Origin of the sequence: Streptomyces sp. NPDC006384 (assembly GCF_042870695.1) — a bacterium.
Taxonomy (GTDB): Bacteria; Actinomycetota; Actinomycetes; order Streptomycetales; family Streptomycetaceae; genus Streptomyces.
Genome location: NZ_JBIAHR010000002.1, coordinates 40,156 through 64,258 on the forward strand (window position 1 = coordinate 40,156; position 24,103 = coordinate 64,258).

Below are 24,103 nucleotides of genomic sequence, written 5' to 3' on the forward strand. Positions count from 1 at the left end.
GGGCGCCTAGGATTCCCTCTATCACCTCACCGGTCTCTTTCGACAGGAACCCCATGAGCGACACTTCCCCCTACGGCTTCGAGCTTGTTCGGCGTGGGTACGACCGCGCTCAGGTGGACGAACGCATCTCCAAGCTCGTCTCCGACCGTGACAGCGCCCTCACCCGGATCACCGCTCTGGAGAAGCGCATCGAGGAGCTCCACCTCGAGACCCAGAACGCCCAGGCCCAGATCAACGACGCCGAGCCGTCGTACGCCGGTCTCGGTGCCCGGGTCGAGAAGATCCTGCGTCTCGCCGAGGAGGAGGCGAAGGACCTGCGGGAGGAGGCCCGGCGCGCCGCCGAGCAGCACCGCGAGCTGGCCGAGTCGGCCGCCCAGCAGGTGCGCAACGACGCCGAGGCGTACGCCGCGGAGCGCAAGGCCAAGGCCGAGGACGAGGGCATCCGGATCGTCGAGAAGGCCAAGGGCGACGCGGCCCAGCTGCGTTCGGAGGCGCAGAAGGACGCGCAGTCCAAGCGGGAGGAGGCGGAGGCCCTCTTCGAGGAGACCCGCGCCAAGGCCGCGCAGGCCGCCGCCGACTTCGAGACGAACCTGGCCAAGCGCCGGGAGCAGTCCGAGCGGGACCTGGCCTCCCGTCAGGCCAAGGCGGAGAAGCGCCTCGCGGAGATCGAGCACCGCGCGGAGCAGCTGCGCCTGGAGGCGGAGAAGCTGCGCACCGACGCCGAGCGCCGCGCCCGTCAGACCGTGGAGACGGCGCAGCGTCAGGCCGAGGACATCGTGGCCGACGCCAACGCCAAGGCGGACCGGATCCGTTCGGAATCGGAGCGCGAGCTCGCCGCCCTCACCAACCGCCGCGACTCCATCAACGCGCAGCTGACCAACGTGCGCGAGATGCTGGCGACCCTCACGGGCGCCGCGGTGGCCGCCGCCGGCACGCCGTCCGAGGACGATTCGGTCTCCCGCGGGGTGCCGGCCCAGCAGACCCGCTGACGCCCGGGCATCCTGCGGCCGGACAACGGCAGAACATGAGGGAAGCCCTCTGCCACTGGGGTGGCAGAGGGCTTCGTCCCGTTCTAGCGTGAACCGCATGATCGAGCTCGAGGGGCTGACCAAGCGTTACGGCGAGAAGGTGGCGGTCAACAACCTCACGTTCACCGTCAGACCCGGCATCATCACCGGCTTCCTCGGGCCGAACGGCGCGGGCAAGTCGACCACCATGCGGATGGTGCTGGGCCTGGACCGGCCCACCGCCGGGGACGTCCGCATCGACGGCCGGCACTACGACCGGCTGAAGAACCCGCTCACCCACATCGGCGCGCTGCTGGACGCCAAGGCGGTGCACGGCGGGCGCAGCGCCTACCACCATCTCCTCTGTCTGGCGCAGGCCAACGGCATTCCGTCCCGGCGGGTGCACGAGGTGCTGGACACCGTGGGCCTGTCGGCGGTCGCCAGGAAGAAGGCCAAGGGGTTCTCCCTCGGCATGGGCCAGCGGCTCGGCATCGCCGGCGCGCTGCTCGGCGACCCGCAGATCCTGATGTTCGACGAGCCGGTCAACGGCCTGGACCCCGAGGGCATCCACTGGATCCGCAATCTGATGAAGACTCTGGCCGGTCAGGGCCGTACCGTCTTCGTCTCCTCCCACCTGATGAGCGAGATGGCGCTGACCGCCGACCACCTGGTCGTCATCGGCCAGGGCAGGCTGCTGGCCGACACCTCGATGGCCGAGTTCATCGAGGAGAACTCGCGCAGTTACGTCCGCATCCGCACCCCGCAGCGGGAGCGGATGCTCGACGTGCTGCACGGCGCCGGGATCACGGTCGTCGAGGCGGGCGCCGAGGCGCTGGAGGTGGACGGTGACACGGCGGCGGTCATCGGCGAGCTGGCGGCGCGGAACCAGATCGTGCTGCACGAGCTGAGCCCCCAGCGGGCCTCGCTGGAGGAGGCGTTCATGCGGCTGACGGCGGAGTCGGTGGAGTACCACGCACACGACGGACAGCCGCTCGCGGCCGCCCCCGGACAGCCGGACGGGCGGGGCGGGCCCGGGCGGGCACAGCAGTGGGGCAGCGAGTGGAGGCAGCGATGAGTACGCCCGCGACACAGGTCGTCCGGTCCGAGTGGACCAAGATCCGGTCGGTGGCGTCCACGGTGTGGACCCTGTCCCTCGCCGTGGTCGTCACCGTCGCCCTCGGCATGCTGATCGCGGCGCTGTCGAAGAGCGAGTTCGACAACCTGAGCCGGCAGGACAGGCTCTCCTTCGACCCGACCTTCATCAGCTTCGCCGGCACCAGCCTCGGCCAGCTGGCGATGATCGTGTTCGGTGTGCTGGTCGTCGGCAACGAGTACAGCTCCGGCATGATCCGCACCTCGCTGGCGGCCGTGCCGCAGCGCGGCACCTTCCTGTTCAGCAAGGTCGCCGTGGCCACGGCTCTCGCCCTGGTGGTGTCCATGGCCACCAGCTTCCTCACCTTCTTCCTCGGGCAGGCGATGCTCGGCGACCTGAAGGCGTCGATCGGTGATCCGGGCGTGCTGCGGGCGGTGATCGGCGGCGGGCTCTACATGACCCTCATCGCGGTGTTCTCGATGGGCGTCGCCGCGATGCTGCGCTCGCCGATGCTGTCGCTCGGCATCCTGATGCCGTTCTTCTTCCTGATCTCCAACATCCTCGGCAACGTCGACGTGACCGAGAAGGTCGGCCGGTTCCTGCCCGACCAGGCCGGCAGCAAGATCATGCAGGTCGTGACGCCGGTCGACGACGACACCCCGTACGGCCCCTGGGGCGGCCTCGGGATCATGGCGCTGTGGGTGGTGGCGGCACTCGTCGGCGGCTACGTCGTGCTGAAGCGGCGGGACGCCTAGGCAGGACGGACGCCCGGCAGACCCCTGAACGTTCACAGATGGCCGTTTTCCACTCGGAGTTGAACGGAACCGTCAGCGCCTCGGTATCCTCCTAACCCTTACGGGGGCGTGTGCCCTGCTGTCCTGAACCTTTCGATGGGTGCGGAGCATGATCGAGGCTGTCGGCCTGACCAAACGCTACGGCGACAAGACCGCTGTGGACGACCTGTCCTTCCAGGTACGGCCGGGCGCCGTCACCGGCTTCCTGGGGCCCAACGGCTCCGGCAAGTCGACGACGATGCGCATGATCCTCGGCCTGGACAACCCCACCGCGGGCCATGTGACGATCGGCGGCCACCCGTACCGCAGGCTGCCCAACGCCCCCCGTCAGGTCGGCGCGCTGCTCGACGCCAAGGCCGTGCACGGCGGCCGGTCCGCCCGCAACCACCTGCTGAGCCTCGCCCAGCTGTCCGGCATCCCGGCCCGGCGCGTGGACGAGGTGCTCGGCGTGGTCGGCCTGCAGGACGTGGCCAGGCGGCGGTCCAAGGGCTTCTCCCTCGGCATGGGCCAGCGGCTCGGCATCGCCGCCGCGCTGCTCGGCGACCCCCAGGTGCTGCTCTTCGACGAGCCGGTCAACGGCCTGGACCCCGAGGGCATCCTGTGGGTGCGCAACCTGATGAAGGCGCTCGCGGCGGAGGGCCGTACCGTCTTCGTCTCCTCGCACCTGATGAGCGAGATGGCGCTGACCGCCGACCACCTGATCGTCATCGGCCGCGGCCGGCTGCTCGCCGACATGAGCGTGACGGCGTTCATCTCGGCGAACTCGGCCGACTTCGCGCGCGTGCGCGTCCCGGACGGCGACCCGCAGCTGCGCGAGAAACTGACCTCCGCGCTGACCGAGGCGGGCGGGCAGGTGCTGCCCGAGCAGGACGGGGCGCTGCGCGTGACCGGGCTGGCGCTGCCCCGGATCAGCGACATCGCCCACGAGGCGGACGTACGGCTGTGGGAGCTGTCGCCGCACCAGGCCTCGCTGGAGGAGGCGTACATGCGGATGACGCAGGGCGCCGTCGACTACCGGTCGACCGTCGACCAGAAGGCCGGGCTGCAGCAGCAGCTGCCGCCCGGTGCGCAGCCCCCGCCGCCGGTGCCCGGCCAGGGCCAGCCGGGCTGGTACGCCCCGCCGCCGCCCCAGGGCGGCGGGGCCCCCGCGGGCCCGTACGGAGCCCCGGCTGCCGGTGCGGCGCCGCACAACCCGTACGCGCAGCCCGCCGCCCCGGCTCCGTCCGCTCCCCCGGCCACCCCGCCCGCGCCCGCCGCGCCCGTCACCGACCCGACCGAGTCCGAGGACGCCCGATGAGCACGCCCCAGCCCCCGATGCCGCAGGCCGCGCCCGAGTGGCAGGCGGCGCCCGCCGCGCCGTACCCGGTCTACACCTCGCCGATCCCGGTGGTGCCCACGCACCTCGGCCACGCGATCGCCTCCGAGTGGACGAAGATCAAGTCGGTGCGTTCCACGATGTGGACGCTGGGCGTGTACGTGCTGCTGATCGTGGGCGTCGGTCTGGCCGCCGGTGCCCTGGTGGCCGCCTCCTCCTCGGACGTGTCGGGCGAGAACGTGCTGACTCTCGGGATGATCGGCCTGCTGCTGGGCACCGCCTGTGTCATCACGCTCGGCGTGCTGACCACGGCCTCCGAGTACGGCACCGGGATGATCCGGACCACCATGACCGCCTGCCCCAGCCGGGGCCGGGTGCTGGTCGCCAAGGGCCTGGTCTTCTTCCTGGTCGCCTTCGTGGTGACGCTGGTCTCCACCACGCTCGTCGCCTTCCTGCACGTGACGATGCTGGAGGGCGACGGCGCCCGGAACCCCACCGGTGAGGAGTGGCTGAAGGCGACCGTCGGCGTCTCGCTCTACATGGCTCTGCTCGGCCTGCTCTCGCTCGCCGCCGGCTCGGTCATCCGGCACTCGGCGGGTGCCATCACCCTCATGATCGGCCTGGTGCTGGCGCCGATGGTGATCGCGATGTTCATGTTCGCGGAGTCGCTGCAGGACGTGCAGCGGGTCATGCTCGAGTACTCCGTGCCGAACCAGCTCGGCGTCTTCTACTCCGACTCGCTGTCGGAGTCCGGCCCGTCCGGCTGGGACCCGCTGTGGATCATGCTCGGCCTGGCGGCCGCCGCGTTCGCCGGCGCCTACGCCCTGCTGCAGAAGCGGGACGTCTGACCGGCGTTCAGTACCTCGGCGCGTTACGGGACCGCTGCACCCTCGTGGTGCGGCGGTCCTTCGCGTTCCAGCAGGACTTGTGCCAGTGCCGGCGGTCGTCCACGCCGGTGTGCCCGGGCCAGGCCACCACGTGCGGGACGCCGTCCGGGATCAGCTGGTCGCAGCCCGGACAGCGGTACGACTTCCCGTGCGCGCTGGAGCCCGCCACGTGCCGCACGCTCCACTCCTCGCCCCGCCAGCTCTCCGACGACTGCCAGCCGCCGTAACGGCCGGGGGCGTCGTCCCCGGCGCTCCGGCCGGACGTGCCGGCTCCCTTGGGGCGGTTGCGGCGCGGGGACACAGGACACCTCACGAAGCTGTACGGGGGGACACGGCGGCATCCAGCCTACGCGGCGCCGCGGAGCCCTTCCGGCCCTCCCGGACCGCCCGCGACGGCCGATTCTGCAGACAATCCGCCAATCCATCGGCCCGGCCGTGTCCTCGGCACGTGTCGGCCGGTTATGCCCGGTGGGGAGCGCCGGGTCGGAGCCGAGGAAGCAGGAAGAGCAATGCGCGTTGGAAGTTTCGTGCTGGGCGCCCAGTTCCCGGGCCAGGGCCAGGGGGAAGCGCTGCACCGCGCGGTCCGCTCGGCCGAGGTCGCCGAGGAGGCGGGGCTCGACACGGTCTGGCTGGCCGAGCACCACTTCGTGCCGTACGGCACCTGTCCGTCGGCGGTGACGCTGGCCGCGCTGCTGCTGGGCCGCACCCGCCGCATCCGGGTCGGCACGGCGGTCAGCGTGCTGCCCACCGTCCACCCCGTCGCGCTCGGCGAGCAGGCCGCGCTGCTGCACGTCACCAGCGGTGGCCGGTTCTCGCTGGGGGTGGGCCGCGGCGGGCCCTGGGTGGACCTGGAGGTGTTCGGCGCGGGCCTGGAGGCCTACGAGACGGGTTTCCCGGACTCGCTCGACCTGCTGATGCGCTGGCTGCGCGAGCCGGCCGTCGGCGCCTCGGAAGGCCGCTTCCGGTTTCGCGAGGTGCCCGTCGTCCCGCGTCCCTCCGAGTCGCTGTCGGAGGCGCCGGGCCCGGAGGTCGTGGTCGCCTGCACCTCCCCGGCCGGCGTGCGCACGGCCGCCGAGAGGGGGCTGCCGATGCTGCTCGGGATGCACGTCGGGGACGAGGAGAAGGCCGAGATGGTCGCCCTGTGGCGGCGGCACGCCCGCGCCGCCGGACGGCCTGAGCCGGAGATCCTCGGGGCGGCCCATGTCTCGGCCGGCGTCTGCCAGATCGCGGACCGGCGCGCCGACGCGGCGGAGACGCTGCTCAAGGCGATGCCGGGCTGGCTGCGTCAGGGGCTGGACGCCCATGTCACGGTGGACGGCCGCGTCCGGCGGATGCGCGACCCGCTGGAGTACACCGAGCTGCTGTGCGCACTGCACCCGGTGGGCACGCCGCGGCTGTGCGCGGACCGGCTCGCGGCGACCGGCGAGCGGACCGGGATCTCGCGTTTCGCGCTGCTCGTCGAGGGGTCCGGCGATCTGGCGGCGACCGAGGAGAACGTACGGCGGCTCGGCGCCGAGGTGCTCCCCCGGCTCCGCTGAACGGGCCGGCGACGGACGAACGGCCGTTCTTCGGCAGGGGTCTTGGCGGAGAGCTTGCCGCTCCGGTACGAAACCGCACCTCCCGCGTACGGAGCGGCAAGCCGACGGCCGAGGCGTCAGCAGTCGCGCAGTTCCGGCGACTGGTTCAGCAGTTGGCTGCGCACCGAGGTGAAACGGGCCAGCGTCTCGTCGACGGAGGAGTCCAACGGGAACACCGCCACCCGGTGGCAGTTCTGGAAGGCCAGCCGCACTCCGAAGTGCCGCTGCAGCGCACCGCGTATGGCGTCACTCGCGAGCGCACGCAGCAGCTGGCCGCGCGCCTGCTCGTCCGGCGGGGGCGTCTGGTTGTCGGCGAAGGCTCCGCCGTCGACCTTCAGCTGTGCCACCAGGGAGCTGATCATCTCCCATGCGTAGGGCAGGGAGGTCCGGACGCAGTCGACGAATTCTGCTTCGTCGACCTCGCCTCGCTCGGCCTTCTCGAGTAGGGCCGGTGAGACGTCGAGCGACATGGGTTCTCCTCTCGCACCCCCGACCAGCAGGGGTTGCCGGACAGTAAAGGGAGCACGCGATGCCGGACACGCTGTGTACACATCTCGCGACCTCCCGTTCAATACCGTAAGCAACCGATCGGGAGCGCACCAGGAGAATGCCCAGATGGGCCTGATCCGGTACGCACACAATCGGCCAGTGCGCAACACGGGACCTATGGGAGAAGTGGGACGTTCCGCGGGAGGTGCGGGACGGAGGCGAATCGCGCCGGAACGGGCGCGTCGAGTAGCGTTGCCGACCATGCGTCTCGTCATTGCCCGCTGCTCCGTCGACTACGCCGGACGGCTCACCGCCCACCTTCCCTCGGCCCCGCGGCTGATCCTGGTCAAGGCGGACGGCAGCGTCTCGATCCATGCCGACGACCGGGCCTACAAGCCCCTCAACTGGATGTCGCCGCCGTGCACCCTCAAGGAGGGCACCGGTGACGAGGCGGGCGTGTGGACCGTCGTCAACAAGGCGGGGGAGAAACTCATCATCACGATGGAGGAGATCCTCCACGACTCCTCGCACGAGCTGGGCGTCGATCCGGGTCTGATCAAGGACGGCGTGGAAGCGCACCTCCAGGAGCTGCTCGCCGACCGCATCGAGACCCTCGGCGAGGGCTACACCCTGATCCGCCGCGAGTACCCGACCGCCATCGGTCCGGTCGACATCCTGTGCCGGGACGCCGAGGGGAGGACGGTCGCCGTCGAGATCAAGCGCCGTGGCGAGATCGACGGTGTGGAGCAGCTCACGCGCTATCTGGAGCTGCTGAACCGCGACCCCCACCTCGCCCCGGTGCGCGGCGTCTTCGCCGCCCAGGAGATCAAGCCGCAGGCCCGGGTGCTGGCCACCGACCGCGGCATCGGCTGCCAGGTGCTGGACTACGACGCGCTGCGCGGCATCGAGGACGACAAGCTGCGGCTGTTCTGAGACGGGCCGCGGCCTGTCCGGCGTACGTGTGCGGGAGGGGCCGGGTCCGTGGTGCGGACCCGGCCCCTCCCGTCATGTCCGGACCGTCTCAGACGGTCTGCCCGGTGGCCGCGGTGGTCTGCGCGCCGCCGGTGGCGGTGCCGCTCCGCGTCGCGCTCGCGGTGCCGCCGGCCGGTGCGCTCGCGGTGGTCGGCGTGGTCGTGCCGGGGCGGGTCGCGCTCGGTCCGGACGCGCTGTCGGAGGTCTCCGGGGTCGACGGCGGGGGTGCCTCCGAAGTCGGGGTCTCCGACGGCGGCTCGGTCGTGGGCGTGCCCGAGGGCGAACCGGTGGGCGGCTCGGACGACGCCGGCGGCCTGGAGGACACGGGCGGCTTCGAGGACGCGGGCGGCTGCGTCTTCGTCGGCCCGCCCGAACCGCTCGGGCCGCCGGTGCCGGAGGGGTCCGTCGGCCCGGGGCTGCCGCTGGAACCGCCCGACGGCCGGCCCGACTCGGTCGGGGTGGGGTCGTCGGAGGTGCCGGGGGTGCCGTCGGGGCCGGGATCGGCCGGCCGGAAGGTCGCCTCGCCGGTGTCCGCGGAGCCGTCGCCGTCGTCCTTCGGCCGGTCGGCGCCCAGGGTGCCGTCGTCGACGCCCTGGCTGGCCGACGGGTTGACGCCGACCTGGTCGGAGGGCGTGCCGGCGTCGTTGTCGGAGGTGGCGCCCAGCGTCACCACGGTGCCGAGCACGGCGACGAGCAGGGCGCCCGCGCCAGCGGCCACCAGGTTGCGCCGGGCGAGGCCCTTGATGCCGCCGCCCGCCTTGCGGGACGCGCCCGGGTCCTGTTCCCGGCGGACGACGAGGGTCGGGGACTGCGGGGCCGGCCTGAGCGGCGGGAAGGGCGCGGGCACGCCGGCCGCCGGGGACGCCGACTCCTCGTGCCGGGCCTCGGGCACCTCGTCGCCCGCGGTCGCCCCGGATCCGGCGCCGACGACACCGAGTCCGGCGACGGCACCCGGTCCCGCGGCGCCGGGGCCGGTCCCGGCGGCACCGGGCGCGTGTACGCCGGCCCCCGGTCCGGGTGTGTCACCGGCGCGGTCGGCGACCAGGGCGAGGGCACGGCGGCCGGCGACGGCGCCGCGCTTGTCGGAGAGCGCGCCGCGCAGCCCGATGGACGCCTCCAGCTCGGCGCGGGCCCGGTCGAGCCGGCCCTCGCACAGCGCGAGAACGCCGAGTTCGTGGTGGAAGTAGGCCTGTTCCGCGACGTCGCCGGCGAGCCGGGACGCCTCGGCGCCGGAGCGCAGCGCCCGCTGCCAGGCGCTCCAGTGCAGCCCGGCGGCGAACGCGGGCGCGGCGGCGCGGGCCAGCCGGACGGCGGGGCTCTCCTCACCGTCCGCGGACGGGGTGGCCGTCGGCACCAGCACGGCGAGGGCGGCGAGTACGGCGTCGGCCTCGGCGCACACGCGCTCGGGGGTGACCGAGGGGTGCCCGGCCCACCAGGCGTAGTGCGCCGCGGCGGCCGTCGCCCGTTCCCGTACGTCGTCGGCGTATCCGGCGGCCTCCAGCTGGGCGAGCACCCCGGCGGCCAGCCGGTAGCGGGAGCCGACCGGCGAGAGCAGTCCGCAGTCGGCCAGCTCGCCGAGGGCGGCGTCCGCGTGGGTGTCGCCGACCAGCGCGGGCAGGTGCGCCTGGTGCGGCACCTCGCCGCCGAGGGCGACGGCGAACTCCAGGGTGGCGCGGGCCGAGGCGCTCAGCCGGGAGGCGAGCAGCGGTGCGGGCGCCGCCGCCTCGCCGACGGACGGCAGGGGCACCTCGTCGCCCTCGACGGCGTCGTAGGGCGTGTCGTCGGCGGGGCGGGTGTCGGCGAAGACGCCGAACTCGTCGACGGCGTCGGCGCCGGCCCGCAGCCGGTCGCGCCGCCGCAGCAGGGCGCCGGCCTGTACGAAGCGCAGGGGCAGGCCCTCGGACTCGAACCAGAGGTCGCCAGCCCAGTTGGCCTCCTCGTCGGTGAGGGGCCGTCCGACGGAGCGCTCCAGCAGCTCCACGCCGTCCGAGCGGTCCAGGCCGGTGAGGAAGACCTCCTCGACGGCGGAGCCGGCCGACGGGGCGGGCACGTCCGGGGTGGCGGCGAGGAGGAAGGCGCACTCGGGGGTGGCGTCGAGCAGTTCGTCGAGGGCGGCGCCGCCGAACTCCACGTCGTCCAGGACGACGACCGCGCCGATCTCGCGGACGAGGCCGAGCAGTTCGTCGCGTTCCGGACGGTGCAGGGGGGCACGGTGGACGGCGTGGAAGAGGTCGTACAGCAGGTCGTCGGCCGTGCGGCGGAAGCCGTTGAGGCGGACGACGCCGTCGGGGGCGAGGCCGGCGCAGTCCTCGGCGACGACGTCGAGGAGGCTGGTGCGGCCGGAGCCGGCGGGGCCGGTGAGGCGGACGGAGCGGCCGCGGGCGAGCAACCGGGCCAGCCGTTCGCGTTCGTCGTCGCGGGCGAGGAGTCCGAGCGGGGAGCGGGCCGGTCCCGGCGGGACGGGCGGGCGGGCGGCGCGGTCCACCTCGGCGCGTTCGGCGGCGGTCAGCTTCTCGGGCCGGCCGGGCCGCTCTCCCCCACTCCCGAATTCGCTCGAGCGGAAGGTGCCCCCGGGCGGGCAGACCTCTATCTCGCTGCCGTCGACGGGGTTGACGGTGAGCAGGAAGTCGCCGGAGACGAGCTGCACGGTGCGGGCGAGCGCGGGCGTGTGCTGTCCGAAGTCGGGTGTGAGGGGGTCCCTGGGCGCGCGCGGGCGCGGCGTGTGGCCGTCGTGGCCGTGCTCCTCGGGTCCCCGGTCGTTCGGGTCCATAGGTTCAAGCCCCCCAAAAGCGTCGTGTGCCGGCCCCCGGGTCGGGACCACCCCTCCCGGCCTCGCCGCACACCGCGCTGTCGCTTCTGGTCCGGGCCCGCCGGTGGGTTGTGATGCGGCGGGCAGCCAGACCCTAAACCTTCGCTCAGTATGTCGGACAGTCCGGGGTACCGGCCCGTCCGGGACGTCACAGTCTCGTGAGGATCGGGCGCGTCGGGCGTTTCGCCGGGCGGTGTCCGGTCCTCGCGTGCGCCGGGGCGCGTGCTCCCGGGGCGTCACACCCCGGGCAGGCTCTCCACGCCGGTGCCACCCTCGATGGCCAGGATCCGGTGGAGCCGGGTCGCCACCAGCAGGCGCTGCATCTGCGGCGGTACGCCGCGCAGGACCAGGCGCCGGCCGCAGCGCCCGGCCCGTCGGTGCGCCCCCATGATGACCCCGAGTCCGGTGGCGTCCCAGGAGTCCAGCTCGGACAGGTCCAGGATCAGGTCACCGTCTCCGTCGTCGACGGCCGAGTGCAGGACCGTACGGGCGTCCGCCGCGCTGCGGACGTCGAGGCGGCCCCCGACGACCAGCTCGACGTGGTCGCCCCTGATGTGCATATGCGCTCCCCGGCGTGGGTCTCGTGCTCGGCGATGTGTCCCGTGGGCCGGTGTCCCGCCCCACGGGTGGCCTTTCGGCGATTTCAGGTCATGCATCCTCTGACTGGCCGGAACGACCGGAGGTTGCCGCCCGTAAGCGAACCGATACCGAATTCACCCCGCCGTGTGATGTTTCCGGGCCGGAGGTGGACTCGGTGCGGACTCAGTGCTTGTAGAAGCCCTGCCCGCTCTTGCGCCCGATGTCACCGGCGTCCACCATCCGGCGCATCAGCTCCGGCGGGGCGAACTTCTCGTCCTGCGACTCGGTGTAGATGTTGCTCGTGGCGTGCAGCAGGATGTCGACGCCCGTGAGGTCGGCGGTGGCCAGCGGCCCCATGGCGTGGCCGAAGCCCAGCCTGCAGGCGAGGTCGATGTCCTCGGCGGTGGCGACGCCCGACTCGTACAGCTTCGCGGCCTCGACGACGAGGGCGGAGATGAGACGGGTCGTCACGAAGCCGGCGACGTCGCGGTTGACGACGATGCAGGTCTTGCCGGTGGACTCGGCGAACTCGCGTGCGGTGGCGAGCGTTTCGTCGCTGGTCTTGTAGCCGCGCACCAGCTCGCACAGCTGCATCATCGGGACCGGCGAGAAGAAGTGGGTGCCGACGACCCGTTCGGGGCGTCCGGTGACGGCCGCGATCTTGGTGATCGGGATGGCGGAGGTGTTGGAGGCGAGGATCGCCCCGTCCTTCACCAGCTTGTCGAGGGCACGGAAGATCTCGTGCTTGACCTCGAGCTTCTCGAAGACGGCCTCGACGACGACGTCCGCGTCGGCGGCGGCCTCCAGGTCGGTGGTCGCGGTGATGCGGGCGAGGGCGGCCTCGGCGTCGTCCGCGGCCAGCTTCCCCTTGGCGACGAACTTGTCGTACGAGGCCTTGATGCCGTCGGTGCCGCGCCGGAGCGCCTCGTCGGTCACATCGCGCAGGACGACGTCCCAGCCCGCCTGCGCGGAGACCTGGGCGATGCCGGACCCCATGAGTCCGGCGCCGATGACGGCGAGCTTCCGTGCCACTGTGCGACTCCCCTTCGAGACACTCACGCACTGTTCCTGACTGTCACTCGCGGACATTAGCGTCCGCGGCCGGGCACGGGACGGGTTAGTAACGCGTGTCACGTCTCACGCAGTGAGATGCCGGTCACGTCCGCCCCCGCGGGAGGGCGGCGGGGGTGCGGGCCGGGCCGGGCGAGGAGCGCCGGCCCGACGGCGGCCCGGCGCCCGCCGACGTCAACTCCCTTCGTTCACCCACGCGTTGTTGACGCGCGTAGGCGGGTGGCGCACGCTGGTCGGCAGGTACCGCCCGGGTGGCGTCACCCTCCCCGTCCGCGACGAACGGCCAGGAGGCCGGAATGCTCAGACGTGTGTCACGCACCCTCCTCTCGCTTGTCATGATCCTGACAGGAACGGTTCTCGGGGTGGGCGCCACCGCGGGCACCGCGCACGCCGACGGCTGCTACACCTGGAGCCGCACCCTGTCCCAGGGTTCCTCCGGCAGCGACGTGACGCAGTTGCAGATCCGCGTCGCCGGCTGGGTGACCTCGGGCGAACGGCTCTCCTACGACGGCCAGTACGGCGCCCGGACCGCCGCCGCCGTCAAGAAGTTCCAGGCGGCGTACGGGCTGACCGCGGACGGCGTCGCCGGCCCGGCGACGTTCGACAAGATCTACGCCCTCCAGGACAACGACTGCACGCCCATCCACTTCACCTACGCCGAACTCAACAAGTGCAACTCCGACTGGTCCGGCGGCGCGGTCCCCGCCGCCACCGCCAAGGCGAACGCCCTCAAGACCATGTGGAAACTGGAGGCGATGCGGCGCGCCCTCGGCGACAAGCCGATCACGATCTCCAGCGGCTTCCGCTCCTACGCCTGCAACCGTGCCGTCGGCGGCTCGTCCACCAGCCGCCACCTCTACGGCGACGCCGCCGACCTCGTCGGCTCGCCGAGCCTGTGCACCCTCGCCCGGCAGTCCCGCACCCACGGCTTCTCCGAGATCCTCGGCCCCGGCTACACCGGCCACGACGACCACACCCACGTGGCCTTCGACCCGTCGCCCTACTGGTCTGCGCCCACCTGCGGCATCTGACCGGCGCACGGCGCCCTGGAAGTACCGGACGGCGGCCGGGCTCCTCGAGGAACCCGGCCGCCCCGGCCGGACAACTACGCTGACCCCATGGTCAACCTGACGCGCATCTACACCCGGACCGGCGACAAGGGCACCACCGCCCTCGGCGACATGAGCCGGGTCCCCAAGACCGACCTCAGGATCTCCGCCTACGCCGACGCCAACGAGGCGAACGCGGTGATCGGCACGGCGATCGCCCTGGGCGGCCTGCCCGAGGAGGTCGTCAAGGTCCTCGTCCGCGTCCAGAACGACCTGTTCGACGTGGGCGCGGACCTGTCGACGCCGGTGGTGGAGAACCCGCAGTACCCGCCGCTGCGGGTCGAGCAGTTCTACGTCGACCGGCTGGAGGCGGACTGCGACCGCTTCAACGACGAGCTGGAGAAGCTGCGCTCCTTCATCCTCCCCGGCGGCACCCCCGGCGCGGCCCTGCTGCACCAGGCGTGCACGGTGGTCCGGCGGGCCGAGCGCTCGACGTGGGCGGCGATGGAGGCCCATGGCGAGACGATGAACCCGCTCACCGCGACCTACCTCAACCGCCTCTCCGACCTCCTCTTCATCCTGGCCCGCGTGGCCAACAAGGAGGTCGGGGACGTGCTGTGGGTGCCGGGCGGGGAGCGCTGAGCGCTCCGCGGGGAGGGGCGCGGCGGCCGTCGGCCGCGTCTACCGCTTCGTGGTGGCTGATCGCGCCCACGCGGCGGAGCCGCATGTCGGCTCAGTCCCGCACCCTTTCGGGGGCGCTGTCGTCGGCCTCGGTCGACGGCGCACCGGCCGGGGCCTTCTTCGGCCAGAGCGCGTACGTCAGCGCGATCAGGCCGTGGATGACGACGGCCCTGAGCGCCGTCCCCTGGAAGGCGTGCAGGGACGAGACGTCGCCCCCGTCACCGACGTACCAGACCGCTCCCTGGAGCAGGGCGCACGCCACGGCCGCGCCCAGCAGGGTGCGCAGCCACAGCCCGCCCTCGTGCCGGGCACGGGCCATGCCGTGGCGCGGGGGCTTGGCCGGCGGCGGGGCGCCGCCCAGGCGGTGGGCGGCGTGACCGTCGAGCCAGCGGATCGTGTAGTGGCCGTAGGCGACGGTGTAGCCGATGTAGAGCGCGGCCAGGCCGTGCTCCCAGCCCGGCTCGGCGCCGTTCTTCAGGTCCCATGCCGTCGCGGCGAACAGCACCAGTTCCAGCACCGGCTCGCACAGCAGCAGGAACACGCTGGTACGGCGCCACTTCAGCAGGTAGCGGGCGGCCAGTCCGAGGGCCAGCAGGACCCAGAAACCGACCTCGCAGGCGATGATCAACGCGACGACCACGACGCACTCCTCTCGTTCACCCTCCCAGGCTCCCGCCGGACGCCGCCTCTTTCGTCGTCGCCGCTGACGAACCCGCGGTACATCGAAAGATGCAGCACGGGACCGTTCCCGGGGATCAGGCGGGCGGGGCGCGCGCCGTGTTGGATGAGTGCATGGCCGTACGACTCCCCCGCCCCCGCCGCTTCGACGTGTACGCCGCGGCGGCCGGTCTGCTCGGCGGGCTGCTGCTGTGGGGCATCGGCCTGGGCGTCCGGCCCGCCGACGATCCGATGGTCCTGTTCGACGGCCGCTGGCCGCTGCTGCTGCCGCTCACCGTCATGGCGGGCTGCGAGCTGCTGCGCCGGGCCGCGCCCCGCACGGGCCTGCTGATCGGCACCGCCGCGCTGCTCGGGGACCTGCTCACGCAGGGCAGCCTGGTCACGGTGATCATGTTCACCGACCTGATGTACGCCGCCGTGCTGTACGGCCCGCCCGCCTCGGCCCGCCGGATCCCGTGGATCACCGGGCTGCTCACGGTGGCCGGGACCGTCGTGCCGTTCGCGGTGTGGCGGGTGCCCGAGGCGCTGCTGATCGGGGTCGCCGTCGGCGTCGTGTCGTTCGCGCCCGCCTCCACGGGGCTGATCGTGCGCAACCACCGCGAGACCGCCGACGCTGCCCTGCTGCGCGCCGAACAGACCGCGCTGCTGGCCGAGATGGACCGGGTGCAGGCGGTGACGGCGGAACGCTCGCGGATGGCCCGGGAGTTGCACGACGTGGTCGCGGGCCATCTCTCCGCGATCGCCATCCACTCCACGGCCGCGCTCTCCCTCGACGACCCGGCGACCACCCGGCAGGCGCTCGGCGTCATCCGCGAGAACAGCGTCGACGGACTGGCCGAGATGCGACGCCTGATCGGCATCCTGCGGGACGCCGACGAGGAGACCGGGCCGGCCGCCGCCCCCACCCTCGACGGTCTCGGCGCACTGGTCGACGGCGCCCGCGCCAACGGTCTCGACGTCACCCTGGAGTCGGCACCCGGCGAGGCGGTGCCCGCGCCGGTGGAACTGGCCGCGTACCGCATCGTCCAGGAGTCGCTCACCAACGCTCTGAAGCACGCGGCGCCGGGGCCGGTGCGCGTCGCGCTCACCCGGCGGGAGGACACCCTGCACGTGCGGGTGACCAGCCCGTACGGTGACCGGGACACCCCGCGCGCCCCGGGCTCGGGGGCCGGGCTGGTCGGCATGCGGGAGCGGGTCGCGCTGCTGCACGGCTCCTTCGAGGCCGGGCCCGAGTCCGCCGGGGGCGCCGAGCTCTGGACCGTCCGCGCCGCTCTGCCCCTGACCGAAGGAGACCTGTCATGATCCGCGTCCTCGTCGCCGAGGACCAGTCGGCCGTCCGCGCCGGACTGGTCCTCATCCTGGGCAGCGCCCCGGACATCGAGGTGGTCGGTGAGGCCGCGGACGGTGAGCAGGCGGTGGAGCTGGCCCGGGAGCTGCGGCCCGACCTGGTGCTGATGGACGTCCAGATGCCCCGTCTGGACGGGGTGTCGGCGACCCGGAGGGTGGTCGGCGAGCAGCTGGCCGACGTGCTCGTGCTGACCACCTTCGACCTGGACGAGTACGTCTTCGGGGCGCTCAGGGCGGGCGCCGCCGGGTTCCTGCTGAAGAACGCGGAGGCGAAGGACCTGATCACCGCCGTGCGCACGGTGGCGGGCGGCGAGGGGATCGTCGCCCCGGCCGTCACCCGGCGGCTGATCGCCGAGTTCGCGGCGACCTCGGCACGGGAGCCGGCCGCCGATCCGGCGGTGCTGGACGAGCTGACCCGGCGGGAACGCGAGGTGCTGTCCTGTCTCGGCGAGGGGCTGTCCAACGCCGCGATCGCCGAGCGGCTGGACATGGCCGAGGCCACGGTGAAGACGCACGTCAGCCGTCTGCTGGGGAAGCTGGGGCTGCGCAGCCGGGTGCAAGCGGCCGTTCTGGCCCAGGAGTTGGGGATCTAGCCGCCCCTCGCGAGCACTGGTCCAGACCTATTGACCTCTGGTCCAGACCTTTCTATCCTCGCGGCACTGCGAGCATGAGGCTCGGTCATGCTCACGACATCCTCCCCACATAAGGAGGCGCGGCATGCGCTTCAGACACAGAGTCGCCGCCCTGGCAGCGGTCCTGGCCCTCCCCCTCGCCGGAATGGCCGGACTGGCGAGCCCCGCCCAGGCTGCCACATGGGGGTCCCCCCGCTCGAGCGCAGCCGAGAGTGGGGGAGCCACGGCCACCTTCACCAAGACCTCGGACTGGGGCACGGGCTTCGGCGGCAAATGGACCGTGAAGAACACCGGCACCACGACCATCAACTCCTGGACCGTCGAGTGGGACTTCCCCGCCGGCACCAAGGTCACCTCCGCCTGGGACGCCACGGTCACCAACTCCGGCAACCACTGGACCGCCAAGAACGTCGGCTGGAACGGCACCCTCGCCCCCGGAGCCTCCGTCTCCTTCGGCTTCAACGGGACCGGCTCCGGCTCCCCCACCGGCTGCAAGCTCAACGGCGGCAGCTGCGACGGCGGCCCGGAGATCCCCGGCGACACGGCCCCCTCCGCGCCCGGCACCCCCACCGCCTCGGACATCACCGACACCTCGGTGAAGCTCTCCTGGACGGCCGCGACCGACGACAAGGGCGTCAAGGAGTACGACGTCCTGCGCGACGGCACCAGGGTCGCCACCGTGACCGGCACCACCCACACGGACACCGGCCTCACCAAGGGCACCGACTACTCGTACACCGTCCAGGCCCGCGACACCGCCGGCCAGACCGGGCCGGTCAGCGGCGCCGTGAAGGTCACCACCACCGGCGGCGACGGCGGCCCCCAGCCGCAGCCGGGCGACGAGGTCAAGCTCGGCTACTTCACCAACTGGGGCGTCTACGGGCGCAACTACCACGTGAAGAACCTGGTCACCTCCGGCTCCGTCGAGAAGATCACGCACATCAACTACGCCTTCGGCAACGTCCAGGGCGGCAAGTGCACCATCGGCGACGCCTACGCCGACCACGACAAGGCGTACACCGCCGACCAGTCCGTCGACGGCAAGGCCGACACCTGGGACCAGCCGCTGCGCGGCAACTTCAACCAGCTGCGCAAGCTGAAGGCGCAGTACCCGCACATCAAGGTCCTGTGGTCCTTCGGCGGCTGGACCTGGTCCGGCGGCTTCCCCGACGCGGTGAAGAACCCGGCCGCCTTCGCGAAGTCCTGCCACGACCTGGTGGAGGACCCGCGCTGGGCCGACGTCTTCGACGGCATCGACCTCGACTGGGAGTACCCGAACGCCTGCGGTCTGAGCTGCGACACCACCAGCGCCGAGAACGCCTTCAGCACCATGATGAAGGCCATGCGCGCCGAGTTCGGCGACGACCTGGTCACCGCGGCCGTCACCGCCGACGCCTCCGCCGGCGGCAAGATCGAGGCCGCCGACTACGGCGAGGCCGCGAAGTACATCGACTGGTACAACGTGATGACGTACGACTTCTTCGGCGCCTGGGCGAAGAACGGCCCGACCGCTCCGCACTCGCCGCTGACCTCGTACGACGGCATCCCGCAGCAGGGCTTCACCACCGCCGACGCGATGGCGAAGTTCAAGGCCGCGGGCGTGCCCGCGGACAAGCTGCTGATCGGCATCGGCTTCTACGGCCGCGGCTGGACCGGCGTCACGCAGGCGGCCCCGGGCGGCACCGCGACCGGCCCGGCGGCCGGCACGTACGAGGCGGGCATCGAGGACTACAAGGTCCTCAGGAACAGCTGCCCGGCCACCGGCACCGTCGCCGGCACCGCGTACGCCCACTGCGGCACCGACTGGTGGTCCTACGACACCCCCGCCACCATCAAGTCGAAGATGGACTGGGCCGAGAAGCAGGGCCTGGGCGGCGCCTTCTTCTGGGAGTTCAGCGGCGACACCGCGAACGGCGAACTGGTGAGCGCCATCGACAGCGGACTGAAGTAATCCCTACGGGCCTGCGGGCCCGACAACACACAGAGGGTGAATGCGGCTATGCCACATTCACCCTCTGTCCAGGTGGGGCCGCTTCCAGCCACGCGAGGAATCCGGTCAGCGCGTCCTCGCTCATCGCCAGTTCGAGCCGGGTGCCCCGGTGCAGACAGGCGAGGACGACGGCGTCGGAGAGCAGCGCCAGTTCCTCCTCCCCCTCCGGGAGGCGCCGGCCGGCCACCTCGATCGACGCGCGCTCCAGGACCCGGCGCGGACGCGGGGAGTACGAGAAGACGCGGTACCACTCGACCCGGTCGCCGCTGTAGCGGGCCACACCGTAGGCCCAGCCCTTGCCGCCGGTGTCGCCCGCCTCGGGGGCGTCCCAGCGCAGGGAGCAGTCGAAGGTGCCGCCAGAACGCTGGATCAGCCGGCGGCGCAGACCGAAGACGAAGAGTCCGATCACCACCAGGGCGACGACAATTCCGCACACAGTCAGAGCGAGGACCATCGGCACCGACCTCCTCGTCTCCTAGGTAACGGAACGGAAAAAACACCCGGATCTGCCTCAGCCGCGGCCGGGTCCGGATCGCTCCGGTCCCAGCCGCGGCTGAGTGACGTCACAGTACGACGCTATAGCACGACGTCGCGAATCAGCGTCCCGCCGCCGCGCGCAGTCGGACGTTCGCGCGACGCTCGGCGTGGGTGTCGCCCTCCGCCTTCGCGCGCTCGAGCTCCCGCTCCACGCCGTGGACATCGATCTCGTCCGCCAGCTCGGCGGTCTCGGCCAGCAGCGACAGCTTGTCGTCGGCGAACGAGATGAAACCGCCGTGCACCGCGGCGACGACCGTCCCACCGTCACTCGTGCGGATGGTCACCGGGCCCGACTCCAGCACACCGAGCAGCGGCTGGTGACCGGGCATGACGCCGATGTCGCCGGACGTGGTGCGCGCGACGACCAGGGTGGCCTCGCCGGACCAGACCTCTCGGTCGGCCGCGACCAGCGCGACGTGCAGCTCAGCAGCCAAGGTGGCTCCTCGGGTCACCACCCGGCGGGAGAGCCGGGTGTTGGTTACAAGTCTAAGGGGCGTGCCGGAGGGGGCGGGACGTGCCCGCCCCCTCCGGTGTGAGCCCTGGGGCTCACGGTGAGCACGGGGCTCAGGAGACGCCGAGCTCCTTCGCGTTCTTCTTCAGGTCCTCGATGCCACCGCACATGAAGAACGCCTGCTCCGGGAAGTGGTCGTACTCGCCGTCGCAGATCGCGTTGAACGCGGCGATCGACTCGTCCAGCGGCACGTCCGAACCGTCCACGCCGGTGAACTGCTTGGCGACGTGGGTGTTCTGGGACAGGAAGCGCTCCACGCGACGGGCACGGTGGACGACGAGCTTGTCCTCCTCGCCGAGCTCGTCGATACCGAGGATCGCGATGATGTCCTGCAGGTCCTTGTACTTCTGCAGGATGTTCTTCACGCGCATCGCGGCCTGGTAGTGGTCCGCCGCGATGTACCGCGGGTCGAGGATGCGGGACGTGGAGTCCAGCGGGTCCACGGCCGGGTAGATGCCCTTCTCGGAGATCGGACGGGAGAGAACCGTCGTCGCGTCGAGGTGGGCGAAGGTGGTGGCCGGGGCCGGGTCGGTCAGGTCGTCCGCGGGGACGTAGATCGCCTGCATCGAGGTGATCGAGTGACCGCGGGTCGAGGTGATGCGCTCCTGGAGGAGACCCATCTCGTCGGCCAGGTTCGGCTGGTAGCCCACCGCGGAGGGCATGCGGCCGAGCAGGGTCGACACCTCGGAACCGGCCTGGGTGAAGCGGAAGATGTTGTCGATGAAGAACAGCACGTCCTGCTTCTGCACATCGCGGAAGTACTCCGCCATGGTCAGACCGGCCAGGGCCACGCGCAGACGGGTGCCCGGGGGCTCGTCCATCTGGCCGAAGACCAGCGCGGTCTTGTCGATGACGCCCGACTCGCTCATCTCGTCGATGAGGTCGTTGCCCTCACGGGTGCGCTCACCGACGCCGGCGAACACCGACACACCGTCGTGGTTGTTGGCGACGCGGTAGATCATCTCCTGGATGAGCACCGTCTTGCCGACGCCGGCGCCGCCGAACAGACCGATCTTGCCGCCCTTGACGTACGGGGTCAGCAGGTCGATGACCTTGACGCCGGTCTCGAACATCTCGGTCTTCGACTCGAGCTCGTCGAAGTTGGGCGCCTTGCGGTGGATCGGCCAGCGCTCACCGGTGTACTTCTCGTCGACGTTCAGCACCTCGCCGAGGGTGTTGAACACCTTGCCCTTGGTGAAGTCGCCGACGGGCACGGAGATGGCCGCGCCGGTGTCGGTCACCGGGGCCTGGCGGACCAGGCCGTCGGTGGGCTGCATGGAGATGGTGCGGACCAGGCCGTCACCCAGGTGCTGGGCGACCTCCAGGGTCAGCGTCTTGATCTCGCCGGCCTGCGCCGGGTCGGCGACCTCGACGTGGAGGGCGTTGTAGATCTCCGGCATCGCGTCGACGGGGAACTCCACGTCGACGACCGGGCCGATGACCCGCGCGACGCGGCCGGTGGCCACGCCCGACGCAGCGGTCGGCTCAACAGTGGTGGTCATTAGTTGTCACTCCCCGCGGTCGCGTCGGCCAGGGCGCTCGCGCCACCGACGATCTCGCTGATTTCCTGGGTGATTTCGGCCTGGCGGGCCGCGTTGGCAAGACGGGAGAGCGTGTTGATCAGCTCGCCCGCGTTGTCGGTGGCCGACTTCATCGCGCGCCGCGTGGCGGCGTGCTTGGAAGCGGCCGACTGGAGCAGCGCGTTGTAGATACGGCTCTCGACGTAACGAGGCAGCAGGGCGTCGAGGACGTCCTCCGCCGACGGCTCGAAGTCGTACAGCGGAAGGACCTCGTCCTTCGTCGTCGACTCCTCGGCCACCTCTTCGAGGCGCAGGGGCAGCAGCCGGGAGCCGACCGCCGTCTGCGTCATCATCGAGACGAACTCGGTGTAGACGATGTGGAGCTCGTCCACGCCGCCGTCCGCCGTCTCCTTCCCGATGGCCTCGATCAGCGGAGCCGCGACCTTCTTGGCGTCCGCGTACGTCGGCTCGTCGGTGAAGCCCGTGAACGACTCCGCGACCTTGCGCTCACGGAAGTTGTAGTGGGCCACTCCGCGCCGGCCGACGATGTACGTCTCGACCTGCCGGCCCTCGCGCTCGAGGCGCTCGGTCAGCTGCTCCGCCGCCTTGATGGCGTTGGAGTTGAAGGCGCCGGCCAGACCGCGGTCGCTCGTGAGGAGCAGGACCGCGGCGCGGGTCGGCTTCTCCGCCTCCGTGGTGAGCGGGTGCTTCGCGTCCGACCCGGTGCCGACCGCCGTGACCGCGCGGGTCAGTTCCTGCGCGTACGGCGTGGAGGCCGCCACCTTGCGCTGCGCCTTGACGACACGCGAGGCGGCGATCATCTCCATCGCCTTGGTGATCTTCTTGGTCGCGGTGACGGATCGGATGCGACGCTTGTAGACCCGGAGCTGGGCTCCCATGAGTCAGGTCCCTTCCTTACGTCACTTGGCGGCGGACGGGGCGTCCTCGCCGAGCAGCTTGCCGTCCGAGGTCTCGAACTGCTTCTTGAACGCCGCGATGGCCTCGGCGATGGCCTGCAGGGTGTCGTCGGACATCTTGGCGCCCTCGCGGATGGAGGTCATGAGGCCCTGCTCCTGGCGGTGCAGGTACTCGAGAAGCTCCTTCTCGAAGCGGCGGATGTCGGCGACGGGCACATCGTCCATCTTGCCGGTGGTGCCGGCCCAGACGGAGACGACCTGGTCCTCGGTGGCCATCGGCTGGTACTGGTCCTGCTTCAGCAGCTCGACCATGCGCTGACCGCGCTCCAGCTGCGCCTTCGACGCGGCGTCCAGGTCGGAACCGAAGGCGGCGAACGCCTCCAGCTCACGGAACTGGGCGAGGTCGACGCGGAGGCGGCCGGAGACCTGCCGCATGGCCTTGTGCTGGGCGGAGCCACCGACGCGGGAGACCGAGATACCGACGTTCAGGGCCGGACGCTGACCGGCGTTGAACAGGTCGGACTCCAGGAAGCACTGGCCGTCGGTGATGGAGATGACGTTGGTCGGGATGAACGCCGAGACGTCGTTGGCCTTGGTCTCGACGATCGGCAGACCGGTCATCGAGCCGGCACCCATGTCGTCGGAGAGCTTCGCGCAGCGCTCCAACAGACGGGAGTGCAGGTAGAAGACGTCACCCGGGTAGGCCTCGCGGCCCGGCGGGCGGCGCAGCAGCAGCGACACGGCACGGTAGGCGTCGGCCTGCTTCGACAGGTCGTCGAAGATGATCAGGACGTGCTTGCCCTCGTACATCCACTGCTGGCCGATGGCCGAGCCGGTGTACGGCGCCAGGTACTTGAAGCCGGCCGGGTCGGACGCCGGGGCGGCCACGATGGTCGTGTACTCCAGCGCGCCGTTCTCCTCCAGCGCGCGGCGGACCGACGCGATGGTGGAGCCCTTCTGGCCGATGGCGACGTAGATGCAGCGGACCTGCTTGTTCGGGTCGCCGGTGCGCCAGTTGTCACGCTGGTTGATGATCGTGTCGACGGCCAGAGCGGTCTTGCCGGTCTGGCGGTCGCCGATGATCAGCTGACGCTGACCGCGGCCGATCGGGGTCATGGCGTCGACGGCCTTGTAGCCCGTCTCCATCGGCTCGTGCACCGACTTGCGCTGCATGACCGTGGGGGCCTGCAGCTCGAGGGCGCGTCGGCCGGTCGTCTCGATCTCGCCGAGGCCGTCGATCGGGTTGCCGAGGGGGTCGACCACGCGGCCGAGGTAGCCCTCGCCGACGGCGACGGACAGGACCTCGCCGGTGCGGGTGACCGGCTGGCCCTCCTCGATACCGCTGAACTCACCGAGGACGACGCAACCGATCTCGCGCTCCTCGAGGTTGAGGGCGAGACCGAGGGTTCCGTCCTCGAACTTCAGCAGTTCGTTGGCCATGGCCGACGGCAGGCCTTCGACCTTTGCGATGCCGTCGCCGGCAAGGGTGACCGTACCGACCTCCTCGCGCGAGGCCGCGTCCGGCTTGTACGACTGGACGAAGTTCTCCAGTGCGTCCCGGATCTCCTCCGGCCGGATCGTGAGCTCCGCCATCTGAGTTCCCTGCTCTCCTTGTTGGGCCCGAAGTTTCACTTGGGGGGTATTCCAC

The 24,103-nt window shown here is 71.6% G+C and carries 23 protein-coding genes; 12 read left to right on the forward strand and 11 right to left on the reverse strand.

The window, feature by feature from the left end:
* The first annotated feature begins 53 nt into the window (after nt 1-53).
* From ACFYOJ_RS02215 to ACFYOJ_RS02235, 5 genes are all read left to right on the forward strand, one after another.
* On the forward strand, nt 54-989 hold the full coding sequence (locus ACFYOJ_RS02215; protein WP_356550201.1) for a cellulose-binding protein: 936 nt from the start codon (nt 54-56) through the stop codon (nt 987-989).
* Nucleotides 990-1,086: 97 nt separating this feature from the next.
* Nucleotides 1,087-2,082 (forward strand): ABC transporter ATP-binding protein, encoded by a 996-nt coding sequence (locus ACFYOJ_RS02220; RefSeq protein WP_356550203.1) that lies wholly within the window; start codon nt 1,087-1,089, stop codon nt 2,080-2,082.
* Nucleotides 2,079-2,855, forward strand: a complete 777-nt coding sequence (locus ACFYOJ_RS02225; protein WP_356550204.1) for an ABC transporter permease — start codon at nt 2,079-2,081, stop codon at nt 2,853-2,855. The genes ACFYOJ_RS02220 and ACFYOJ_RS02225 overlap by 4 nt, the downstream gene beginning before the upstream one ends.
* A gap of 148 nt (nt 2,856-3,003) precedes the next feature.
* Nucleotides 3,004-4,191 carry an ABC transporter ATP-binding protein gene (locus ACFYOJ_RS02230; RefSeq protein ID WP_356550206.1) on the forward strand — a complete coding sequence of 396 codons (1,188 nt, stop codon included), beginning with the start codon at nt 3,004-3,006 and terminating at the stop codon, nt 4,189-4,191.
* Nucleotides 4,188-5,057, forward strand: a complete 870-nt coding sequence (locus tag ACFYOJ_RS02235) for an ABC transporter permease subunit (protein WP_356550207.1) — start codon at nt 4,188-4,190, stop codon at nt 5,055-5,057. The genes ACFYOJ_RS02230 and ACFYOJ_RS02235 overlap by 4 nt, the downstream gene beginning before the upstream one ends.
* Before the next feature lie 7 nt (nt 5,058-5,064).
* Here ACFYOJ_RS02235 and ACFYOJ_RS02240 read toward each other — a convergent pair whose 3' ends face one another.
* Nucleotides 5,065-5,397 carry an ATP/GTP-binding protein gene (locus ACFYOJ_RS02240; RefSeq protein ID WP_356550209.1) on the reverse strand — a complete coding sequence of 111 codons (333 nt, stop codon included), beginning with the start codon at nt 5,395-5,397 and terminating at the stop codon, nt 5,065-5,067.
* A gap of 208 nt (nt 5,398-5,605) precedes the next feature.
* Here ACFYOJ_RS02240 and ACFYOJ_RS02245 point away from each other — a divergent pair, with 208 nt between their 5' ends.
* Entirely contained in the window at nt 5,606-6,634 is a 1,029-nt protein-coding gene (locus ACFYOJ_RS02245; protein WP_356550210.1) for an LLM class flavin-dependent oxidoreductase, read from the forward strand.
* A 116-nt stretch (nt 6,635-6,750) separates the two neighbouring features.
* On the opposite strand, the gene ACFYOJ_RS02250 is transcribed toward ACFYOJ_RS02245, so the two are convergent.
* On the reverse strand, nt 6,751-7,143 hold the full coding sequence (locus tag ACFYOJ_RS02250) for an SCO5389 family protein (protein WP_188185161.1): 393 nt from the start codon (nt 7,141-7,143) through the stop codon (nt 6,751-6,753).
* 280 nt (nt 7,144-7,423) lie between these two features.
* Between ACFYOJ_RS02250 and nucS the strand changes: the two genes are divergently transcribed.
* Entirely contained in the window at nt 7,424-8,095 is a 672-nt protein-coding gene (gene nucS / locus ACFYOJ_RS02255) for an endonuclease NucS (RefSeq protein ID WP_356550212.1), read from the forward strand.
* A gap of 88 nt (nt 8,096-8,183) precedes the next feature.
* Here nucS and ACFYOJ_RS02260 read toward each other — a convergent pair whose 3' ends face one another.
* The 3 genes from ACFYOJ_RS02260 to ACFYOJ_RS02270 form a co-directional block, all read right to left on the reverse strand.
* On the reverse strand, nt 8,184-10,904 hold the full coding sequence (locus ACFYOJ_RS02260) for an ATP-binding protein (protein ID WP_356550214.1): 2,721 nt from the start codon (nt 10,902-10,904) through the stop codon (nt 8,184-8,186).
* Nucleotides 10,905-11,179: 275 nt separating this feature from the next.
* Nucleotides 11,180-11,503: an STAS domain-containing protein gene (locus ACFYOJ_RS02265; RefSeq protein WP_356550216.1), complete on the reverse strand. Its 324-nt coding sequence runs from the start codon at nt 11,501-11,503 to the stop codon at nt 11,180-11,182.
* A 202-nt stretch (nt 11,504-11,705) separates the two neighbouring features.
* Nucleotides 11,706-12,554 (reverse strand): 3-hydroxyacyl-CoA dehydrogenase family protein, encoded by an 849-nt coding sequence (locus ACFYOJ_RS02270; protein WP_356550217.1) that lies wholly within the window; start codon nt 12,552-12,554, stop codon nt 11,706-11,708.
* 335 nt (nt 12,555-12,889) lie between these two features.
* Here ACFYOJ_RS02270 and ACFYOJ_RS02275 point away from each other — a divergent pair, with 335 nt between their 5' ends.
* Together ACFYOJ_RS02275 and ACFYOJ_RS02280 are read left to right on the forward strand one after the other, a co-directional pair.
* Nucleotides 12,890-13,624 (forward strand): D-Ala-D-Ala carboxypeptidase family metallohydrolase, encoded by a 735-nt coding sequence (locus ACFYOJ_RS02275; protein ID WP_356550218.1) that lies wholly within the window; start codon nt 12,890-12,892, stop codon nt 13,622-13,624.
* 87 nt (nt 13,625-13,711) lie between these two features.
* Entirely contained in the window at nt 13,712-14,284 is a 573-nt protein-coding gene (locus tag ACFYOJ_RS02280) for a cob(I)yrinic acid a,c-diamide adenosyltransferase (RefSeq protein WP_356550220.1), read from the forward strand.
* A 91-nt stretch (nt 14,285-14,375) separates the two neighbouring features.
* Here ACFYOJ_RS02280 and ACFYOJ_RS02285 read toward each other — a convergent pair whose 3' ends face one another.
* Nucleotides 14,376-14,963, reverse strand: a complete 588-nt coding sequence (locus ACFYOJ_RS02285) for a hypothetical protein (protein ID WP_356550221.1) — start codon at nt 14,961-14,963, stop codon at nt 14,376-14,378.
* A 152-nt stretch (nt 14,964-15,115) separates the two neighbouring features.
* On the opposite strand from ACFYOJ_RS02285, the gene ACFYOJ_RS02290 reads away from it, so the two are divergent.
* The 3 genes from ACFYOJ_RS02290 to ACFYOJ_RS02300 all read left to right on the forward strand — a co-directional run bounded on the left by ACFYOJ_RS02290 (nt 15,116) and on the right by ACFYOJ_RS02300 (nt 18,931).
* Complete coding sequence (locus ACFYOJ_RS02290; RefSeq protein WP_356550223.1) at nt 15,116-16,303, forward strand: histidine kinase; 1,188 nt, start codon at nt 15,116-15,118, stop codon at nt 16,301-16,303.
* The gene (locus tag ACFYOJ_RS02295; RefSeq protein ID WP_356550224.1) at nt 16,300-16,941 is read left to right on the forward strand and encodes a response regulator transcription factor; all 642 of its coding nucleotides are present in this window, start codon (nt 16,300-16,302) and stop codon (nt 16,939-16,941) included. Before ACFYOJ_RS02290 ends, ACFYOJ_RS02295 begins: the two co-directional genes overlap by 4 nt.
* Before the next feature lie 124 nt (nt 16,942-17,065).
* Nucleotides 17,066-18,931 (forward strand): glycoside hydrolase family 18 chitinase, encoded by a 1,866-nt coding sequence (locus tag ACFYOJ_RS02300; protein ID WP_356550225.1) that lies wholly within the window; start codon nt 17,066-17,068, stop codon nt 18,929-18,931.
* Between the two features lie 46 nt (nt 18,932-18,977).
* Here ACFYOJ_RS02300 and ACFYOJ_RS02305 read toward each other — a convergent pair whose 3' ends face one another.
* From ACFYOJ_RS02305 to atpA, 5 genes are all read right to left on the reverse strand, one after another.
* Nucleotides 18,978-19,424, reverse strand: a complete 447-nt coding sequence (locus ACFYOJ_RS02305) for a DUF2550 domain-containing protein (RefSeq protein WP_356550227.1) — start codon at nt 19,422-19,424, stop codon at nt 18,978-18,980.
* Between the two features lie 142 nt (nt 19,425-19,566).
* Nucleotides 19,567-19,941 (reverse strand): F0F1 ATP synthase subunit epsilon, encoded by a 375-nt coding sequence (locus tag ACFYOJ_RS02310; protein WP_356550229.1) that lies wholly within the window; start codon nt 19,939-19,941, stop codon nt 19,567-19,569.
* Nucleotides 19,942-20,071: 130 nt separating this feature from the next.
* Nucleotides 20,072-21,520 carry a F0F1 ATP synthase subunit beta gene (gene atpD / locus ACFYOJ_RS02315; protein ID WP_356550230.1) on the reverse strand — a complete coding sequence of 483 codons (1,449 nt, stop codon included), beginning with the start codon at nt 21,518-21,520 and terminating at the stop codon, nt 20,072-20,074.
* Nucleotides 21,520-22,437 (reverse strand): F0F1 ATP synthase subunit gamma, encoded by a 918-nt coding sequence (locus ACFYOJ_RS02320; protein ID WP_356550232.1) that lies wholly within the window; start codon nt 22,435-22,437, stop codon nt 21,520-21,522. Before ACFYOJ_RS02320 ends, atpD begins: the two co-directional genes overlap by 1 nt.
* A 21-nt stretch (nt 22,438-22,458) precedes the next feature.
* The gene (gene atpA, locus ACFYOJ_RS02325) at nt 22,459-24,048 is read right to left on the reverse strand and encodes a F0F1 ATP synthase subunit alpha (protein WP_356550234.1); all 1,590 of its coding nucleotides are present in this window, start codon (nt 24,046-24,048) and stop codon (nt 22,459-22,461) included.
* Between the last annotated feature and the right edge of the window lie 55 nt (nt 24,049-24,103).

Coding starts and splice junctions, on each gene's coding strand:
- ACFYOJ_RS02250 (WP_188185161.1), bottom strand. CDS start 7,143: ATGTCGCTCGACGTCTCACCGGCCCTACTCGAGAAGGCCGAGCGAGGC.
- ACFYOJ_RS02235 (WP_356550207.1), top strand. CDS start 4,188: ATGAGCACGCCCCAGCCCCCGATGCCGCAGGCCGCGCCCGAGTGGCAG.
- ACFYOJ_RS02300 (WP_356550225.1), top strand. CDS start 17,066: ATGCGCTTCAGACACAGAGTCGCCGCCCTGGCAGCGGTCCTGGCCCTC.
- nucS (WP_356550212.1), top strand. CDS start 7,424: ATGCGTCTCGTCATTGCCCGCTGCTCCGTCGACTACGCCGGACGGCTC.
- ACFYOJ_RS02265 (WP_356550216.1), bottom strand. CDS start 11,503: ATGCACATCAGGGGCGACCACGTCGAGCTGGTCGTCGGGGGCCGCCTC.
- atpD (WP_356550230.1), bottom strand. CDS start 21,520: ATGACCACCACTGTTGAGCCGACCGCTGCGTCGGGCGTGGCCACCGGC.
- ACFYOJ_RS02260 (WP_356550214.1), bottom strand. CDS start 10,904: ATGGACCCGAACGACCGGGGACCCGAGGAGCACGGCCACGACGGCCAC.
- ACFYOJ_RS02220 (WP_356550203.1), top strand. CDS start 1,087: ATGATCGAGCTCGAGGGGCTGACCAAGCGTTACGGCGAGAAGGTGGCG.
- ACFYOJ_RS02320 (WP_356550232.1), bottom strand. CDS start 22,437: ATGGGAGCCCAGCTCCGGGTCTACAAGCGTCGCATCCGATCCGTCACC.
- ACFYOJ_RS02225 (WP_356550204.1), top strand. CDS start 2,079: ATGAGTACGCCCGCGACACAGGTCGTCCGGTCCGAGTGGACCAAGATC.
- ACFYOJ_RS02280 (WP_356550220.1), top strand. CDS start 13,712: ATGGTCAACCTGACGCGCATCTACACCCGGACCGGCGACAAGGGCACC.
- ACFYOJ_RS02290 (WP_356550223.1), top strand. CDS start 15,116: ATGGCCGTACGACTCCCCCGCCCCCGCCGCTTCGACGTGTACGCCGCG.
- ACFYOJ_RS02295 (WP_356550224.1), top strand. CDS start 16,300: ATGATCCGCGTCCTCGTCGCCGAGGACCAGTCGGCCGTCCGCGCCGGA.
- ACFYOJ_RS02215 (WP_356550201.1), top strand. CDS start 54: ATGAGCGACACTTCCCCCTACGGCTTCGAGCTTGTTCGGCGTGGGTAC.
- ACFYOJ_RS02245 (WP_356550210.1), top strand. CDS start 5,606: ATGCGCGTTGGAAGTTTCGTGCTGGGCGCCCAGTTCCCGGGCCAGGGC.
- atpA (WP_356550234.1), bottom strand. CDS start 24,048: ATGGCGGAGCTCACGATCCGGCCGGAGGAGATCCGGGACGCACTGGAG.
- ACFYOJ_RS02305 (WP_356550227.1), bottom strand. CDS start 19,424: ATGGTCCTCGCTCTGACTGTGTGCGGAATTGTCGTCGCCCTGGTGGTG.
- ACFYOJ_RS02230 (WP_356550206.1), top strand. CDS start 3,004: ATGATCGAGGCTGTCGGCCTGACCAAACGCTACGGCGACAAGACCGCT.
- ACFYOJ_RS02275 (WP_356550218.1), top strand. CDS start 12,890: ATGCTCAGACGTGTGTCACGCACCCTCCTCTCGCTTGTCATGATCCTG.